Source organism: Sphingomonas aquatilis (assembly GCF_014196115.1).
GTDB lineage: Bacteria > Pseudomonadota > Alphaproteobacteria > Sphingomonadales > Sphingomonadaceae > Sphingomonas > Sphingomonas aquatilis.
This window is the reverse complement of record NZ_JACIDB010000003.1, coordinates 313799-330312: the sequence shown is the minus strand read 5'-3', so window position 1 is coordinate 330312 and position 16514 is coordinate 313799. Positions and strand designations below refer to the sequence as shown.

The 16514-nt window shown below is 69.4% G+C and carries 13 protein-coding genes; all 13 read right to left on the bottom strand.

Annotated features, from left to right (window positions below; all coding sequences use genetic code 11):
- Window positions 1–51: 51 nt before the first annotated feature.
- The gene (locus GGR47_RS10120; protein WP_147036684.1) at window positions 52–1200 is read right to left on the bottom strand and encodes a DUF1501 domain-containing protein; all 1149 of its coding nucleotides are present in this window, start codon (window positions 1198–1200) and stop codon (window positions 52–54) included.
- 4 nt (window positions 1201–1204) lie between these two features.
- Window positions 1205–2719 (bottom strand): DUF1800 domain-containing protein, encoded by a 1515-nt coding sequence (locus tag GGR47_RS10115; RefSeq protein WP_244305143.1) that lies wholly within the window; start codon window positions 2717–2719, stop codon window positions 1205–1207.
- A 211-nt stretch (window positions 2720–2930) separates the two neighbouring features.
- On the bottom strand, window positions 2931–4097 hold the full coding sequence (locus GGR47_RS10110) for a deoxyguanosinetriphosphate triphosphohydrolase (protein ID WP_147036683.1): 1167 nt from the start codon (window positions 4095–4097) through the stop codon (window positions 2931–2933).
- Between the two features lie 10 nt (window positions 4098–4107).
- Window positions 4108–6147, bottom strand: a complete 2040-nt coding sequence (locus tag GGR47_RS10105) for a tetratricopeptide repeat protein (protein WP_147036682.1) — start codon at window positions 6145–6147, stop codon at window positions 4108–4110.
- Window positions 6148–6696: 549 nt separating this feature from the next.
- Window positions 6697–8223: a cell division protein FtsZ gene (gene ftsZ / locus GGR47_RS10100; protein WP_183949534.1), complete on the bottom strand. Its 1527-nt coding sequence runs from the start codon at window positions 8221–8223 to the stop codon at window positions 6697–6699.
- Between the two features lie 113 nt (window positions 8224–8336).
- Window positions 8337–9599 (bottom strand): cell division protein FtsA, encoded by a 1263-nt coding sequence (ftsA, locus tag GGR47_RS10095; protein WP_017979577.1) that lies wholly within the window; start codon window positions 9597–9599, stop codon window positions 8337–8339.
- Entirely contained in the window at window positions 9599–10567 is a 969-nt protein-coding gene (locus tag GGR47_RS10090; RefSeq protein ID WP_147037096.1) for a cell division protein FtsQ/DivIB, read from the bottom strand. The genes ftsA and GGR47_RS10090 overlap by 1 nt, the downstream gene beginning before the upstream one ends.
- Window positions 10564–11496, bottom strand: a complete 933-nt coding sequence (locus tag GGR47_RS10085) for a D-alanine--D-alanine ligase (protein ID WP_063685813.1) — start codon at window positions 11494–11496, stop codon at window positions 10564–10566. The genes GGR47_RS10090 and GGR47_RS10085 overlap by 4 nt, the downstream gene beginning before the upstream one ends.
- A gap of 157 nt (window positions 11497–11653) precedes the next feature.
- Window positions 11654–12544 (bottom strand): UDP-N-acetylmuramate dehydrogenase, encoded by an 891-nt coding sequence (gene murB, locus GGR47_RS10080; RefSeq protein WP_183949533.1) that lies wholly within the window; start codon window positions 12542–12544, stop codon window positions 11654–11656.
- On the bottom strand, window positions 12541–12741 hold the full coding sequence (locus GGR47_RS10075; RefSeq protein WP_244305253.1) for a hypothetical protein: 201 nt from the start codon (window positions 12739–12741) through the stop codon (window positions 12541–12543). The genes murB and GGR47_RS10075 overlap by 4 nt, the downstream gene beginning before the upstream one ends.
- Window positions 12738–14153, bottom strand: coding sequence for a UDP-N-acetylmuramate--L-alanine ligase (gene murC, locus GGR47_RS10070; protein WP_183949541.1), 1416 nt, complete (start codon window positions 14151–14153; stop codon window positions 12738–12740). Before murC ends, GGR47_RS10075 begins: the two co-directional genes overlap by 4 nt.
- Entirely contained in the window at window positions 14153–15310 is a 1158-nt protein-coding gene (murG, locus tag GGR47_RS10065; RefSeq protein WP_147037093.1) for an undecaprenyldiphospho-muramoylpentapeptide beta-N-acetylglucosaminyltransferase, read from the bottom strand. Before murG ends, murC begins: the two co-directional genes overlap by 1 nt.
- Window positions 15295–16512 (bottom strand): FtsW/RodA/SpoVE family cell cycle protein, encoded by a 1218-nt coding sequence (locus tag GGR47_RS10060; RefSeq protein ID WP_020486562.1) that lies wholly within the window; start codon window positions 16510–16512, stop codon window positions 15295–15297. Before GGR47_RS10060 ends, murG begins: the two co-directional genes overlap by 16 nt.
- Between the last annotated feature and the right edge of the window lie 2 nt (window positions 16513–16514).

The following is a 16514-nucleotide window of genomic DNA, read 5'->3' as shown; positions in this document are numbered from 1 at the left end:
CGATTAAACTTCGTACTTAGCGGGTTACGCCACACACCCTCCCACACTCGATCAAACGCGCAGCAATCCGCCGATCGCCGCGGTGCGCTGGCTTGCCGGGAAGAGCGCGGTCATCGCGCGGGCGGGATCGACGGCGAAGTGATCCGCCACCGCGCCGCCGATCAGCGCATCGAGCTGCGTGGTCGGTTTCAGGTCGCGCGCTTCGTACAGGTTGGCGGTGGCGAGGCCGGGCCAGTCGGCGAGGACGCGGCCGCCCTTTACCGCGCCGCCGAACAGCATCGTGGCGGTGCCGGTGCCATGATCGGTGCCGCCGGTGCCGTTGACCGCGACGGTGCGGCCGAATTCGGTCGCGACGAGGACCAACGTGTCATCCCACACCGGACCGAGTCCCGTCTGGAGCGCGGCGAGCATCGCATCGAGCCCCTTCAACTGCTGCGCCAGCCGGCCGCGCTGGCCGGCATGCGTGTCCCACCCGCCGGTTTCGATCGTCGCGATCCGCGCGCCATTGGCGGGGGCGAGCAGCCGCGCGGCGAGCGCGCCGGTGGCGGCGGCGTTGCGGCCATTGTCCTTGGCCAGATCGTCGGTCAGCGCGCGCGTCTGCATCGCCTCGCCCCACAGGCGGTGGAGCTGGTCGTCGCCGCGATAGAGCTGCGTCACCCGCGCCATCAGGTCACCCGACGCATCGGGGAGCGACGATGGCGCGTAGCTGGCCACCTCGCGCGCGCCGCGCAATGCCATCGGCACGGTGGCGGCGACGGCGATCGCCTTGGCATCGTCGGTCGGCACGATCCCGAGCAGCCGGTTCATCCAGCCGTCCTTCAGCTGGTAGGCGCCGGTGCCGCCCGTCTCCAACACGTTCTGCCCGTCGAAATGCGACCGATCACGGTAGGGCGAGGCGACGGCGTGCGCGAACAGCGCCTGCCCCTTGCCGTACAGCGCCGCCGCGGTCGTCATCGCCGGATGGAGCGCGAACATCGCGTCGAGCTTCGTGCCGTTGGCGACATCGGCGGCGAGATCGCCGCGCGCGCCGACGAAGGCCGGATCGCCGACTGCGCCGATCGTGCCCAGGCCATCAGCGGCGCCGCGCTGGATGATGAAGACGAAGCGCTTGGCCGTTGCCGCTTTGGCGAAGGCGATTCGGGGGGCGAAGGTGCCGAGCAAGCCGAGGCCGCTGCGGGCGAGGAAGGCACGACGGTCCATGGGATTACCTCCGCATCATTTCGGGCGAGACGAGCAGCAGCGCGAGCGCCTGCGTCGGGCTTTCGGCACGGGACAGCGCCTGGGCGGTCATCGGCGACAGCGCGGCGGGAAACAGCTGCGGCGCGAGCGCGCGGGCGTCGATCGAGGGCGGCGCCTTAGAGGCGAAGCGCTGTGCCGCCTCCACCCGGCGCAGCACCGCATCGGGCGCCGCCCAGCTGGCGGCGGTATCGTCGTAACCGATCGGCTGACCCGGCTTCCACATCGGCTGGCCCAATTGGTCGAGCAGGCCCTGCATCGCCTTCGCCGGCACCTCCGCGGCCCCGAGCGCGCGATAGCTGGAGACGCTCCATTCCCACGGCGTCTTGAACTTGGCCGGGGCCGGCGCCCAGGCTTCGGGCGAGGCGATCAGTGCGCGATAGACCGTAGGCAGATCGCCGCGCGACGACAGGAACGCCTTTTCGAGCCGCGCGACCATCGCGGGGGGCGGATTGTCACCGGCGAAATGGCGGGCAAGCTTGGTCGCGATATGGCGTGCGGTCGCAGGATGCACCGACAAATCGGTCAACACCGCCGACGCCTGCGCCTCGCCGTCCTGCCCGTACGCCTTGCCCATGATCGTCCGAATGCCCGGTTGATGCACCTGCGGCACGAAGGCGAAGCTACCCACCGGCCGATCGGCGACGAAGCGCGCCGCCGGGCCGCCGCCGATCCCGCCAACCGTCCAGCCGGTCATCGCGCGCGCGAATTCGGTCACGTCCGCCTGGGTATAACCGGTGCGCACGCCGAGCGTGTGCAGCTCCATGATCTCGCGCGCGAGGTTTTCGTTGAGGCCGGAACGGCGGCGGCCCTTGGCACGCAGCCCAAGAGGGCTGTCGGGGCCGATCGACACCGCCTGATCGAGGTAGATCAGCATCGCCGGATGCCGCTCGACCGCGAACAGCATGTCGGCGAAGCGGCCCATGACGTGCGGGCGGATCGCCTCATTCTCCAGCGTGCCGGCAAGGCCGATCAGTTCGAGCTTGTCGGCCGAGGTGGCGAAATGGTTCGACCAGAAATGCACCAGCCGTTCGGCGAAGGGCGTCTGCGTGGTGAGCGCGGAGGCGGTGCGCAGGCCGACGAGGTTGGTGTAATCGTCCTGCGCGAGCCGCCGGGCATCCTGTCGCGCGACCTGCTGCGCGCTGCGTTTTTCCTGCGCGGGCGATGGGGGAGCCATGACGGTGGCCGCCATGTTGGCGGTCAGCGGCGTCATCGCCGGACCGGGTGGCGGCGTCGCCACCACCGCGGCGGCGGGAGCGCCCTGCTTGGCCATAGCGGCCTGACGGATCGCCCGCTGTTCGGCTTGATAAGCGGCGATATCCTCCGCCACCGCGGCGCTGGTCGGGGCGGTGGCCAGCACGGGCGTAGCGGGCTGATAGGCGTCGACCTGGTCGAGCAGCCAGCGCTTGGGATTGCGTGGCGGCTCCTGCCCCCGCGTGGCCCCCAAGCCGAACCGGTTCATCGCTACGGCAGCGTCCGACATCACGACTCACTCCACCTCGTAAGAGTGGGCATAATCGAGGTTTGTCGCAGAAGTGTGCCGATTGGTGGGACGGGTGTACTGCGCGCGCACGGACGTCACCCCAGCGCAGGCTGGGGTCTTTCGCGGCTCTTGCATCGCGCCGTCACCGGGAGATCCCAGCCTGCGCTGGGATGACGGATCTAGGTGACGGATGGGGTGCCCGGCCTGCGCCTCAGAACCCTTCGGGCAGGTCGATGTCACCGACCAGCTCGCGGTAGCGCGCGATGGCGTAGCGGTCGGTCATGCCGGCGATGAAGTCGGCGATGTGGCGACTGCGGGCGGGCTCTTCCGTCGGCACGTCGGCGGCCCATTCGGGGCTCATCGTGGCCGGATCGTCGCGATAGGCGGCGAACAGGCCGCGGACGATGCCATGCGCGGCGTCCGCCGCCGCGAGCTGGCGCGGGTGGTGATAGAGATTGGCGTACATGAAACGTTTGAGATCGCGCTCCTGCTCGCGCATCGCGGGCGAAAAGCCGCATAGCGCCTGGCCCGCCGCGCGCACGTCGTCGACAGTGGCGACGCCCGACGCGCCGATGCGCCGGCGCGTTTCCTCGATCAGGTCGTTGACCATCGTGCCGATCTGGCTGCGCACCAGTTCATGCGCCAGCCGGCGCGGCGCGATGTCGGGGAAGCGCGCACGCGCCGCATCCCAGCCGCGCGCGACGATCGGCACCGCGAGCAGCTGATCGAGCGTCAGCAGCCCGGCGCGCAGGCCGTCGTCGATGTCGTGGTTGTCGTAAGCGATATCGTCGGCGATCGCCGCGACCTGCGCTTCCAGGCTGGCGTGGCTGGTCAGGTCGAGCGGGAAAGCGTCGTCCGCCTCGCGCAGCGCCCAACCGGGATGGCGGACAGGGCCATTGTGCTTGGCCAGCCCCTCCAGCATCTCCCACGTCAGATTGAGTCCGTCGAAGCGTGGATAGGGCCGTTCGATATGCGTCAGCGTGCGCAGCGTGTGGCCGTTGTGATCGAAGCCGCCCGCGTCGGCGAGCGCCGCCTTCAGCGCATCCTCACCGGCATGGCCGAAGGGCGGGTGGCCGATGTCATGTGCGAGGCATAACGCCTCGGTCAGATCCTCGTTGAGGCCGAGCACGCGCGCGATCGTGCGGCCGATCTGCGCGACCTCCAGGCTGTGCGTCAGGCGGACGCGGAAATGATCGCCATCCGGGGCCATGAACACCTGCGTCTTGTGGCGCAGGCGGCGGAAGCTGATCGAATGGATGATGCGGTCGCGGTCGCGCTGGAAATCGTCGCGGGGGCCGCGCGCCGTCCCCTCCCCTTCGGGATGGAGGCGGCCACGGCTGGCGGCGGGATGGGAAGCCCAGGGGGCGATGGCGGTCATGCCGCCGGCCTTACTTCGCCGACAGCCGCTCCACCACCTGTCCCGCGTCGCTAGTGAAGGTAAAGGCGCCGATCCCCTGCTTGGTCAGCTGGTTGACGAAGCTGCGCGCCTCTGCATCGGTCTTGAAAGGGCCGGTCAGCACGCGGTTGGTGGCGCGCAGCGGCGTCTTCCAGCCGCTCTTGCCGGCGAGCGCGGGTGCCTTGGCCTTGGCCGCCGCCCAGGCCTTCGGCAGATCGTCCTCGTTCGCGCCGCCCGCCACCTGTACCCAGATGCGCGACGGATTGGCGCGGGCGAGCTTCTTGGCCTCGGCGGCTTCCTTCGCTTCGGCCAGCTTCTTCTCGGCCGCTTCCTTCTTGGCGGCGGCGGCTTTCTCGTCGGCGAGCTTCTTGGCGGCGAGCGCCTTCTTGTCGGCAAGCGCCTTGCGGTCGGCAGCGCGCTTGTCGGCGGCGGCCTTCAGCGCGAGCGCCTTTTCGGCGGCGGCGTCGCGTTCCTCCTTGGCCTTCGCCTCGGCGAGCACGCGGGCGGCGGAGTCGTCGGCGGTGGCGGGAACGGGTGCGGCGCGGACCGGCTCGGTCACGCCGAGTTCGGACGCGGGGATCGAGAGGCTGGCGACGATGCGTGCGAGCACCGAATCGCTGTCGGGCTTGGCCGGGGGTACGGACACGATGGGTGTCGCGGTCGCGACCTCGGCCGGGCGGGTCGCGGGGAGCGGCTGCACGACCGCGGTCGCTGGCGTGGATGCCACCGTCGTGCTGACGGCTGCCGGCCGAGTGGGAGTCGCCGTCGCCGGATTGGCCGTCATGGGCGTTGGCGTGGCCGCCGCTGCCGTGACGACGGGCTGTTGCGGCGTTGCGGTGGCGGCCACCGGGTTTGCCGTGGCCGGTGTGGGCGTGACCACCGGGCGCGTAATCGCGCTGGCGATCGCGACATTCGCGGCGGAGGCGGTGGTCGGGGTCGCCACCGGCGCGGCAGGCGCGCGCGACGGCAAGGGCTGCACCATCGCCGTCGTGCTTGCCTGCGTCACGGGGGCGGGACTGGTGGCGGCGGGCACCGGCTGAACGCGCGCGAGGGCCGCGGTCACCGCCTGGTAGGACGGAGCGCCGGCGGGCGTGGCGACGGGCGGCGTGTTGGCCGCCAGCGCGACAGTCGGCTGCTTGGTCTCGCGTGTAGTCCGTCCGCGGCGCGTTTCGCGATCGATGGGACGCGTCGGCGTCCGAACGGCCGCCAGCGCCACCGGCGGCCGTTCAGGCGCGAGCTGCGGCAGGACGGGCGCGAGGCGGGCGTCGGCGATCCGTTCGGGCGAGGCGTGGACCTCCCCGAAATGGACGGCGAAGGCGCGATCGGCAGGCGACAGCGCCGGCAGGCGCTGGAAGAAGGGCAGCAGCCCCTGCGCCATGCCCTGCGGCAGCATCGTCGTGACGATCTTTTCCGCGCCGGGCTGGTCGCCGGTCATCGCCAGGACGAAGGCGCGCGTCCGCCATGCGCTGCGATCCTGCTTGCGGACCAGGGGATCGAGCAGCTGCAACGCCGCGTCGCGCTGGCCGACGATGCCGAGCGACAAAGCGTAACGCTGGATGACCTCGTCATTCGCGCCGGCCTGCATCGCCAGCCGATAATCGCGCTGCGCCCGCTCCGGCTGGCCGATCAGATCGTAGGCGAGGCCGCGATCGCCGGCATAACGGCGCACATCATATCCCGCCGCCTCGGCCTGCGCGAAATAGCGCAACGCCTCGCCGGGCCGTTCCGACCGGACCAGGATCGCGCCCTCGCCGGCCTTGATGCGGGGATCGTTCGGCGAGACCTTTTCGGCGCGCGCATACAGCGACGCCGCGCCGCTTAGGTCGCCCAGCGACAGCGACAGGTCGGCCGCCGCGACCAGCGCGTTCAGATCGCGAGGATTGGCGGCGAGCGCCCGCATCTGTTCGGCGAGCCGATCCGCGTCGGTGGTGCCGGGCAGCGGCTGCACGACCTCCTGCGCCAAGGATGCGGCCGGGACGGATGCCAGCAGCAGGGCCGCGGACGCCAACAAAGCGGGGACGATGACACGCATGAGATACCATCACGCTAAAGCCGGAACCGGCTGAACCGGCAATGTCCGGCGCCCGGCGGCGCGGTGAAGCGAGACGCGCCGGCGACGAATGCGGGTTGGGTGGTTCGGAATGGGACGCGGTGGCGGGGGTGTGGAAGGCGCGCGCTTGGGACCGGCATTGCCTGGGGCGCACGCATAGCCGGTCGGGAGGCCATGACGTTTGCCTCAAGCACCACGTCACCCCGGACTTGGTCCGGGGTCCACTGTGCGGCGAGGGATGGCTGGAGGCTCCAGCGTTGCCCTTGCGGCCCGGTGGACCCCGGAACAAGTCCGGGGTGACGGAGGAAAGGGGCGAGCGGTACGCGCCAATCGGTTACAGGGCCTTAGGACGTGGCAGTCCGGACGATGCCCTTACTTCATCTGCCGGTGGCGTGCATGATTGATGGAGCGGGTCGGAAGCCCTGCGAACCGTCAGTTTGGGAACCGGCGCGGCTTGCCCCAAGTACCACGTCACCCCGGACTTGCTCCGGGGTGACGGGTTGGATGGGGCGAGCGGTCGCCCCGATCCAATTACTGGTTGTTCTGGCGGTGCAGGAAGCGCGGCAGGTCGAGCGGTTCCTTCGAATCGCCGTCGCTGTCGTCGCGCGCCGGGCCGCGGGCGGCGTTCGACATGCGTTCGAACAGCGTGCCGCCCAACTTCACGCGCGGCTGCGGGGCAGCGTCCGCGGGGGCCGCGTCGCTGCCGGGCGCGATCCACGAGCGGCGGCCGGCGGGAGCCTGAGCCGGCGCGGCAGGCTCTTCGCCATAGGTCTTGGGCGTCGGCGGGACCATCGTTTCGGCGCCCAGTACCAGTTCGTCGTCCGCGGCGGCAGGCGCGGAGGGCTGTACCGCCTGCGTCGGCTGGAGATCGAGCGGCGCGGCCTGCGGGGCCGGCTGGGCGGCCGTCGGCGCGGTGAACGACACCGACGGCGACGGCGCGGCAGCCGGGGCCGGCGCGGGTTCCGGCGCGCTCACCGGCGCCGACGTGGTCGCGCTGGGACGGAAGGAGGTGCTGTCGTCGGTCTTGCGGCCCATGCCGAAGCTGAACGACTTGGTCGGTTCGGCCGCGGGGGCGGCGAGGCCGGGCTTGGCGTCCGAATCGATGCCGGTCGCGACGACCGACACGCGGATGCGGCCTTCGAGTTCCGGGTTGAACGCCGAGCCCCAGATGATGTTCGCGTCGGGATCGACCAGATCGCGAATGTGGTTCGCCGCCTCGTCGACTTCGAGCAGGCGCATGTCGTCGCCGCCGGTGATCGAGATGATGACGCCCTTGGCACCCTGCATCGACACGCCGTCGAGGAGCGGATTGGCGATCGCCTTTTGCGCCGCCTCGAGCGCGCGGTTGTCGCCGGACGCTTCGCCGGTGCCCATCATCGCCTTGCCCATTTCCTGCATCACGCTGCGGACGTCGGCGAAGTCGAGGTTGATCAGGCCGGGCATGACCATGAGGTCGGTGATGCCGCGCACACCCTGCTGCAGCACCTCGTCCGCCATCTCGAACGCTTCCTTGAAGGTCGTGTTCGCGTTGGCGATCAGGAAGAGGTTCTGGTTGGGGATGACGATCAGCGTATCGACATACTTCTGCAGTTCCTCGATGCCGCCATCGGCGCTCTTGGCGCGACGGTTGCCTTCGAAGCTGAACGGCTTGGTGACGACGCCGACGGTCAGGATGCCCATGTCGCGCGCGGCCTTGGCGATGACGGGCGCGGCGCCGGTGCCGGTCCCGCCGCCCATGCCGGCGGCGATGAAGCACATGTGCGCGCCTTCCAGACGCTTGGCGAGATCGTCGATCGTCTCTTCCGCCGCGGCACGGCCGATTTCCGGCCGCGAGCCGGCGCCCAACCCTTGCGTGATCTTCGCACCCAGCTGGATGCGCTGCGGCGCGATCGACGACTTCAGCGCCTGCGCGTCGGTGTTCGCGACCAGGAAGTCGACGCCCTGCACGTCGGCACGCATCATGTTGGCGATGGCGTTGCCACCCGCGCCGCCCACGCCGATCACGGCGATACGGGGGGTCAGTTCGTCGACCTCGGGAGTGATGAATTCGATGCTCATGGCCTAAACTTTCTCCGCCCCTGTCCGGAATTGCGCGCCGGGACCCTGATTAACCTTTTGCCTCAACGATTCACGCTCTTCCATAGGAAAACAGCGCGAAAGGTCATCGGCGCTTAATAATTTGCCCGCGCCGCCTGAATCAGCTTGCGGACCATGCCCATGCCACGCTGGCGATGAACGGTGGTTTGCTGGGGTGCCACCCCGCGCAGATCAATCGGATCGGATGCTGCGTAGAAGGCAAGGCCCGCCAGCGTCGCGAACGCCGGCCCGCCATGCGCCTCCGGCAGCGCGGTCAGCCCGCGCGGCCGGCCGATACGCACCGAGCGGCCAAGCGCCTGCTGCGCATAATCGGCGATGCCCTTCAGCTCCGCACCGCCGCCGGTCAGCACGACCTGCCGCCCCACGGGCCCTTCGAACTTGAGCTGGGCGAGCGACTTGCGGATCTCGTCCATCTGATGCTCCAGCCGCTGGCGGACAACGCCGATCAGCTGCGCCTTGGTGATCTGCATGCCGCCATGGACGTCGTCTTCGGCGGCGATCGGCATCACCGGGATCATCTCATGATTGTCACGCGGGCTAGCATTGGCCGATCCGTGGAAGCACTTCATCCGCTCGGCCTGCGCACGGCGGGTGCCGAAGGCGCTGGCGATATCGTCGGTAATGTCCTGGCCACCCATCGGGATCGAGCACAGGCCGACCAGCATGCCGCCCGCGAACAGCGAGACGTTGGTGATCCCCGCCCCCATCTCGACCAGCGCGACGCCCAGTTCGCGCTCTTCGTCGCTGAGGCAGGCAAGACCGGTCGCCACGGGCGCGGCGATGATCGACTTCACTTCCAGATGCGCCGAGCGGACGCACAGATCGAGGTTGCGCACCGGCGAGCCGTCTGCGGCGACGACGTGGATGTGGACACCCAGGCGATCGGCATGAAGCCCCAGCGGCTTCTTAACGCCCGTGAGGCCGTCGAGCGTGTAGAGCGCGGGCTGCGCGTGCAGCACCATCCGGCCTTGCGGATCGATCGAATTGCGCCCCGCCGCGAGCAAGGCGTCGATATCCTGCTGTTCGACGCGATGGCCGCCCAGTTCGAACTCGACCTCGGCGACGTCGCTGACGAGACCGCCGGCGGAGAAGCCGACCCAGACGTTCTCGATATTGATGCCGGCGATGCGTTCGGCCTGCTCCACCGCCTCGCGCACCGCGGCTTCGGTGGCGCCCATGTCGGCGATATAGCCGCGCTTGACGCCGCGGCTTTCGCGCTGGCCGGTGCCGAGCACGATCAACTCGCCGCCGTCACCCTTTTGCGCGATCATCGCCGACACCTTGGACGAGCCGATGTCGAGCGCGGTGATGAGTCCTTCCGGTGCTACTTTCGCCATTATCCCTCGGCCCCCGTGTGCGCGTCTGCCGCGTGTCGATCGCCGGCGTTTCCCGCACCGGTATCGGTCTGTGTACCCGCCGGTGCCGCGATCTCACTGGGATCGGGCACGTCATGCGCCATGCTGGCGCCGGGCTTGCGCGCGACGAGCTTGCTCGGATCGCGCATGTCGAACCGCATCCAGCCGCGCCCCAAAAGGGGCCGCGCGCCGTCGAGCTCGGCGAATTTGAGCAAGGCTGCGGGCGCGCCGTCTTCGGGCAGCGCCAGCGTCTCGCCGCTGTCGAAGGTCAGGTCCCAGCGGCGGTTGCCGATCCAGGTCGCCGCCTTGACGCGGGGCTTGAGCGCGGGAGCCGCGGCGAGCAGCGCCTGATAGCCTGCCTCCTGACGGTCCGCGCCGGGGCCGATCACCAGCGGCAAATCAGGGATCGCATCGGGCTTCACCGGTTCCAGCAGCACGCCGTCCTTGTCGATCAACGTCAGCTGGCCGTTGTCCTGCCACACCGCCGCCGGGCTGCGCTCGACGATGTCGATCAGCAGCGTGTCGGGTAGCCGGCGCGAGACATGCGCGTCGGCGATCCAGCCATAGCGCAGCAGCTTCTGGCGCACCGCCTCCAGATCGACGAGCGGCATCGCGCGGCTCTGCTGGTCGAGCGCGACGGCATAGACGCTCATCCGGTCCATGCGCTTCAGGCCGGTGACCTCGATCTGCTCGACGCGAAAGCCCGCCTGCCCCGCGCCTTCGGCGATGGCGGTGCCGATCATGCCGGGAATGCCGATCCAGGTCAGCGCGGCAAGCGCCACGGCGATGCCGCCGCCGGTGATCGTCCAGGTCGCCGCCTTGCGGATCGTCTCCTCGCTGACCGGCAGCGCGGCGATCGCACGCTCGAACAGCCCGACCTTGCGGACGGGCTGTTTGCGCCGGGCAGCGGGGCGCTTGGGCGGCGGGCCGCGCTTGATCGTGCGGCTCATCCCGCGGCAGCCTTCGCGTCGGCGAGCGCCTCGTCGACGATCGCCTGGACGAGCTGTTCGTAGCTCATGCCGATGTGGCGCGCCTGTTCGGGGACGAGGCTCAAGGGCGTCATGCCGGGCTGCGTGTTGACCTCGAGCAGGAACAGGCCGTCGACCCCGCGCTCGTCGTCCCAGCGGAAGTCGGAGCGGCTGGCGCCCTTGCACCCCAGCAGGCGATGCGCCTCCAGCGCGAGCCGCTTGCAGGCGTCGGCGATCTCGTCGGGGATGTCGGCGGGGCAGACGTGTTCGGTCAGGCCATCGGTGTATTTGGCGTCGAAATCGTACCAGCCGTTCTTGGGCTTCAATTCGGTGACGCCGAGCGCGCGTTCCCCCAGCACGGCGGTCGTCAGCTCGCGGCCGCGGACATAGGGTTCGGCGAGCAGTTCGTCGAACTCGGCCCAAGGGCCAGCCACGTCGCGGCCGATCGGATTGCCGTAATTGCCGTCATCGGTGACGATCGCGACGCCGACCGACGAACCTTCGTTGATGGGTTTCAGGACATAGGGGCGCTGCAACGGATCGCGCTCGTGGATGTCGGCGGACTTGACGATGCGGCCGCCGGGCATGGGGATGCCGGCGGGGACGAGTACCTGCTTGGTCAGCACCTTGTCGATCGCGATGACCGAGGTGGCGAGACCCGAATGCGTATAGGGGATGCCCATCAGGTCGAGCATGCCCTGCACGCTGCCGTCCTCGCCGGGCGATCCGTGCAGCGCATTGAAGACGAGATCGGGCTGCGCCGCGGCAAGGCGCGCGGCGACGTCGCGGCCCATGTCGATGCGGGTGACGCGGTGGCCGTTCGCCTCGAGCGCATCGGCGCAACCGTTGCCCGACAGGAGCGATACGGGGCGTTCGGCGGACCAGCCGCCCATGAGGACCGCGATGTGCATCAATTCCTCCCCCGCAAGGGGGAGGTGGCATGCGCAGCATGACGGAGGGGGAGGACACGGAACAGCGGAGAGGACACTGCCGTCCTCCCCCCCCACCACTCGGCTGACGCCGAGCGGTCCCCCTCCCCCTGGCGGGGGAGGAACTGGATCGCGCCGCTCACGCCGCCACTCCCACGCGCTGAATTTCCCATTCCAACGTCACGCCCGACTGCGCCTTCACCTTGTCCCGCACCTCTTCGCCCAAGCCCTCGATATCGGCGCTGCTCGCCGAGCCGAGGTTGAGCAGGAAATTACAATGTTTCTCAGATACCTGAGCGTCACCACGCCGCAAGCCCCGGCAGCCGGCGGCATCGACCAGCGCCCATGCCTTGTGCCCGTCGGGGTTCTTGAACGTCGAGCCACCGGTCTTCGACCGGAGCGGCTGCGATGCCTCGCGCGCGGCGGCGATGCGGTCCATTTCCGCCTGGATCATTGCCGGCTCGGCGGGTTCCCCACGGAAGGTCGCGGATACGACGACCGCGCCGTCGGGCAGCGCGCTGTGACGATAGGTGTAGCCAAGATCGGCGAGGCCCAGCGTCACGCGTTCGCCGGAGCGCAACACGACGTCCGCCTCGACCAGCACGTCCTTGACCTCGCGGCCATAGGCGCCGCCGTTCATCCGCACGAAGCCGCCGACCGTGCCGGGGATCGAGCGCAGGAATTCGACGCCGCCGATGCCCGCATCGCGCGCGGTCGAAGAGACGAGGATACCGCTCGCTCCCCCGCCACAGCGCAGGGTGACGTCGTCGAGCCGCTCGACTTGCGCGAAGGCCTTGCCGAGCCGCACCACCACGCCCGGCACGCCGCCGTCGCGGACGATCAGGTTCGACCCCAGCCCCAGCGCCATCACTGGCACCGCCGGGTCGAGTGCGGCGAGGAATTCGCACAGGTCGTCGGCGTCCTTCGGCTCGAACAGCCACTGGGCCTTGCCCCCCGCCTTGAACCAGACGAGCGGCGCCAGCGCGGCGCCCTGCGTCAGGCGTCCACGGACCGGGGGCAGTGCGGTCACCAAGGCCCGACGCCCCAGATTCGCGTCCACGCCTGGAAGGCGGCGAGGTTCGCCTCGGCCGCCTTGCGCGTCGCCTCCTGCGCCTCGACCATCGCGGCGCCGGCATCGACCGCGTGGCCGCCGGCTTCCAGCGCCTGGCGCTGCGCGTCGAGCATCTGCTTCTGGAGCTTCAGGCCTGCATCGAACCAGTCGGTCATCGCCGCGCTCCGATCGCGGCGGCGAGGCCCGCCGCCCATTTGGTGATGTCGCCCGCACCCAGGCAGACGACCATGTCGTTGGGCTGCACGGTCGCGGCGAGTTCGTCGGCGAGCGCATCGGCATCCGCGACGGTCGCGGCGGAGCGGTGGCCGCGGCGCTTCAATCCCTCGACCAAGGCCTGCGCATCGACGCCCTCGACGGGCGCCTCGCCCGCGGCATAGACTGGAGTCACGAGCACGCGGTCGGCGTCGTTGAACGCGGTCTGGAACTCTTCCATCAGGCTACCGAGGCGGGAATAGCGGTGCGGCTGGACGACGGCGATGACGCGGCCCTCCGCGCCCTCGCGGGCGGCGGCGAGCACGGCACGGATTTCGACCGGGTGGTGGCCGTAATCGTCGATGATCGTGACGTTGCCGTCCTCCATCGCCACCTCGCCGACGTGCGTGAAGCGGCGCTTGACGCCCCCGAACGCGGAAAAGCCGCGCTGGATCGTCTCGTCGGGAATGCCGAGTTCCAGCGCCACGCCGATCGCCGCGAGCGCGTTCTGGACGTTGTGGCGGCCGGGCATCGGCAGCTCGATATTCTCGATCGAGCGGCTGGTGCCGTCCCGCTCGCGCACGATGCATTCGAAGCGGTTACCGCCCGGCACCGGGGTGACGTTGACGCCGCGGACGTCGGCCTGTGCGGAGAAGCCGTAGGTCACGACGCGCCGGTCGCGCACGCGCGGCAGGATGTTCTGGACCTCCGGGTGGTCGAGGCACAGAAGCGCCGCGCCGTAGAAGGGCACGTTTTCGACGAATTCGACGAAGGCGTCCTTCACGCCGTCGAAGCTGCCGTAATGGTCGAGGTGTTCGGGATCGATGTTGGTGACGACCGCGATCGTGCCGTCGAGGCGCAGGAAGCTGCCGTCGCTCTCGTCGGCCTCGACCACCATCCAGTCGCTCGCGCCGAGGCGTGCGTTGCTGCCGTAGCTGTTGATGATGCCGCCGTTGATGACGGTGGGGTCGACGCCGCCCGCATCGAGCAGCGCCGCGACCATGCTGGTCGTCGTCGTCTTGCCATGCGTGCCGGCCACCGCGACGGTCGACTTGAGGCGCATCAGCTCGGCGAGCATCTCGGCGCGGCGGACGACGGGGATGCGCCGTTCCAGCGCCGCCTCGACCTCCGGATTGGTGCGGGTGATCGCGGTGGAGGTGACGACAACGGCGGCGTCCGCCACGTTCTCGGCGGCATGGCCGATCGTCACCGCGATGCCCTTGTCGCGCAGACCCTGCACGACATAGCCTTCGGCGACGTCGGAGCCCTGCACGGTATAGCCGAGGTTCTTCATCACCTCGGCAATACCGGACATGCCGATGCCGCCGATGCCGACGAAGTGGATCGGTCCGATGTCGGTTGCGACGCCGCGGATCATGCGGTCACCGCCTTCGCCTTCACTGGCACGCCGACGGGGAGGCGCGAGAGCGGCGCGTCGAGGCTTTCGACCAGATCGGCGAGGTCGCTGACCGCGGTCGGGCGGCCGACGCTCTTCGCGCGCGCGGCGGCATTTTCCAGTGCCGCGGGGTCGAGGCCCAGTTTCTGCATCTGCTTGGCAAGCTCCACGGCGGTGAATTCGGGCTGCGGGATGGTGCGCGCGCCGCCCGCCTTGGTGATCTCGCGCGCGTTCGCGGTCTGGTGGTCGTCGGTTGCGCCGGGCAGCGGCACGAGGATCGCGGGCCGCCCCGCCGCGGTCAGCTCCGCGATCGTCGAAGCACCGGCGCGGGCGATGACGAGGTGCGCCCAGGCCAATTGCTCAGGCATGTCGGGCAGATAGGTGGCGAGTTCGGCCGGGATCTGATGCTCGGCATATTGCGCGCGCACCGCGTCGATATCCTCGATCCGCGCCTGATGCGTCACCTGCAGACGGCGGCGGAAGGTGACGGGCAGCATCGCGAGGCCGTCGGGCACGACCTGGCTGAGGATGCTCGCGCCCTGGCTGCCGCCGGTGACGAGGACGCGGAAGATGCCGTCCTCTTCCAGCAGCGGATAGGGTTTCGCACGCAAAGCGAGCACCGCGTCGCGCACCGGATTGCCGACGAGGTGGACCTTGTGTTCGTGCTTCGCCGCCAGCCGTTCGGTCGTCTTGTACGAGGTCGCGATCGCATCGACCTTGCCGGCGACGACGCGGTTGACGCGGCCGAGGACGGCATTCTGTTCGTGGACGGCAGTCGGAATCTTCTCCGCGAAGGCTGCGAGCAGCGCCGGGAACGCGGGATAGCCGCCGAAGCCGATCACCGCGGCGGGCTTGAACGTGCGGTACAATTCGCGGGCCATCGCCCTGCCGCGCAGCATCTCGCGCACCGCGCTTGCCCAGCCCTGCGGCTTCTTCACCTGGAAGCGGCCCGCGGGCAGGACGTGCGTTTGGACGTTCTCGAACAGGCCGGGGAAGCGCACGCCGCGCGCATCGCTGACCAGCGCGACGCGGTGGCCGCGCCGGGTCAGCTCCTCCGCCAACGCCGCGGCGGGGACCATGTGACCGCCCGTGCCACCGGCTGCCAGGACGTAATGCTTGCTCAATTCGAACCCCATCTCACCACATACGGACTGCGCGTCAGGAACGGATTGCGCCGGGTGAAGGCAAGCAGCAACCCCATGCCGATCGACAGCGCGATCATCGACGACCCGCCATAGCTGATGAACGGCAGCGTCATACCCTTGGACGGCGCGAGGCCGGTGTTGACCGCCATCGATACCAACGCCTGCGCGCCGAACTGCACGGCGAGGCCACTGGCGGCGAGCAGCTTGAATTCGTCCTGCTCGTCCAGCAGCTTGACGAACACGCGCACGACGATCGCCAGGAAGACGAGCGCGATGATCGCGCAGGCTATCAGGCCGAATTCCTCGCCGATCACCGAATAGATGTAATCGGTGTGCGCTTCGGGCAGGCCGAACTTCACGGTGCCGCCGCCGGGGCCGGTGCCGGTCCAGCCGCCGCTGGTAATGGTCGCGTGCGCGGCGTTGGTTTGGAAGTGATCGCTCGCGCCCTCGCCCTCGACGCTCGGGAACAGGAAGGCGTCGATGCGGTTGCGGGCGGTGCTGTAGAACATGTACGCGCAGACGAGGCCGACCGGCACCATCGCGATGATTCCGCCCAGCACGCGCATCGGCGTGCCGGCGATCATCAGCAGTGCCATCCATACGGTGCAGAAGATCACCGTCTGCCCGAAATCGGGCTGCATCATCAGCAGCAGCGCGATCAGCCCGGTCATCGCGCCGGTGATGAGCACGGTCGGCAGCGTCGGGTCCTTCGCCTTCAGCGACAGCAGCCAGGCGACCGTGACGATGAAGAGCGGTTTCAGAAACTCGGACGGCTGGAACGAGGCGAAGCCATAGCCGATCCAGCGCCGCGCGCCGTTGATGCTGTTGCCGACGAAGGGCGTGAGCGCGAGGCAGACGATCAGCACCGCAGCGCCGATCAGTGCGAGCCGGCGGGCGAGCGGCACCGGCAGCATCGATACGCCGAACAGCACGGGCAGCGAGATGCCGACCCAGATCAGCTGGCGCCAGAAGTAATAGAGCGCAGTGAATTTGTGATGCTCGCCCGAATAGCGGACAGCGGTGGCAGGGCTCGCTGCCGCCACCGCCACCAGCCCGATCGCGATCAGGAACAGGGTGAGCAGCAGGAGCATCCGGTCGATGTCCCAGAACCAGGTGCCGAGCGGCGATCGGTCGCCGCGGCCGCCCGAGCGCTTCACCTTGGCGATCAGGGTGTCGCGCTTGTCGTCGGTCATGC

Excerpts from the sequence above, each read along its gene's own strand:
- GGR47_RS10075 (WP_244305253.1), bottom strand. The coding sequence starts at position 12,741 with ATGACCGACTGGTTCGATGCAGGCCTGAAGCTCCAGAAGCAGATGCTC.
- GGR47_RS10120 (WP_147036684.1), bottom strand. The coding sequence starts at position 1,200 with ATGGACCGTCGTGCCTTCCTCGCCCGCAGCGGCCTCGGCTTGCTCGGC.
- ftsZ (WP_183949534.1), bottom strand. The coding sequence starts at position 8,223 with ATGAGCATCGAATTCATCACTCCCGAGGTCGACGAACTGACCCCCCGT.
- GGR47_RS10085 (WP_063685813.1), bottom strand. The coding sequence starts at position 11,496 with ATGCACATCGCGGTCCTCATGGGCGGCTGGTCCGCCGAACGCCCCGTA.
- GGR47_RS10090 (WP_147037096.1), bottom strand. The coding sequence starts at position 10,567 with ATGAGCCGCACGATCAAGCGCGGCCCGCCGCCCAAGCGCCCCGCTGCC.
- GGR47_RS10060 (WP_020486562.1), bottom strand. The coding sequence starts at position 16,512 with ATGACCGACGACAAGCGCGACACCCTGATCGCCAAGGTGAAGCGCTCG.
- murG (WP_147037093.1), bottom strand. The coding sequence starts at position 15,310 with ATGGGGTTCGAATTGAGCAAGCATTACGTCCTGGCAGCCGGTGGCACG.
- GGR47_RS10105 (WP_147036682.1), bottom strand. The coding sequence starts at position 6,147 with ATGCGTGTCATCGTCCCCGCTTTGTTGGCGTCCGCGGCCCTGCTGCTG.
- GGR47_RS10115 (WP_244305143.1), bottom strand. The coding sequence starts at position 2,719 with ATGTCGGACGCTGCCGTAGCGATGAACCGGTTCGGCTTGGGGGCCACG.
- ftsA (WP_017979577.1), bottom strand. The coding sequence starts at position 9,599 with ATGGCGAAAGTAGCACCGGAAGGACTCATCACCGCGCTCGACATCGGC.
- GGR47_RS10110 (WP_147036683.1), bottom strand. The coding sequence starts at position 4,097 with ATGACCGCCATCGCCCCCTGGGCTTCCCATCCCGCCGCCAGCCGTGGC.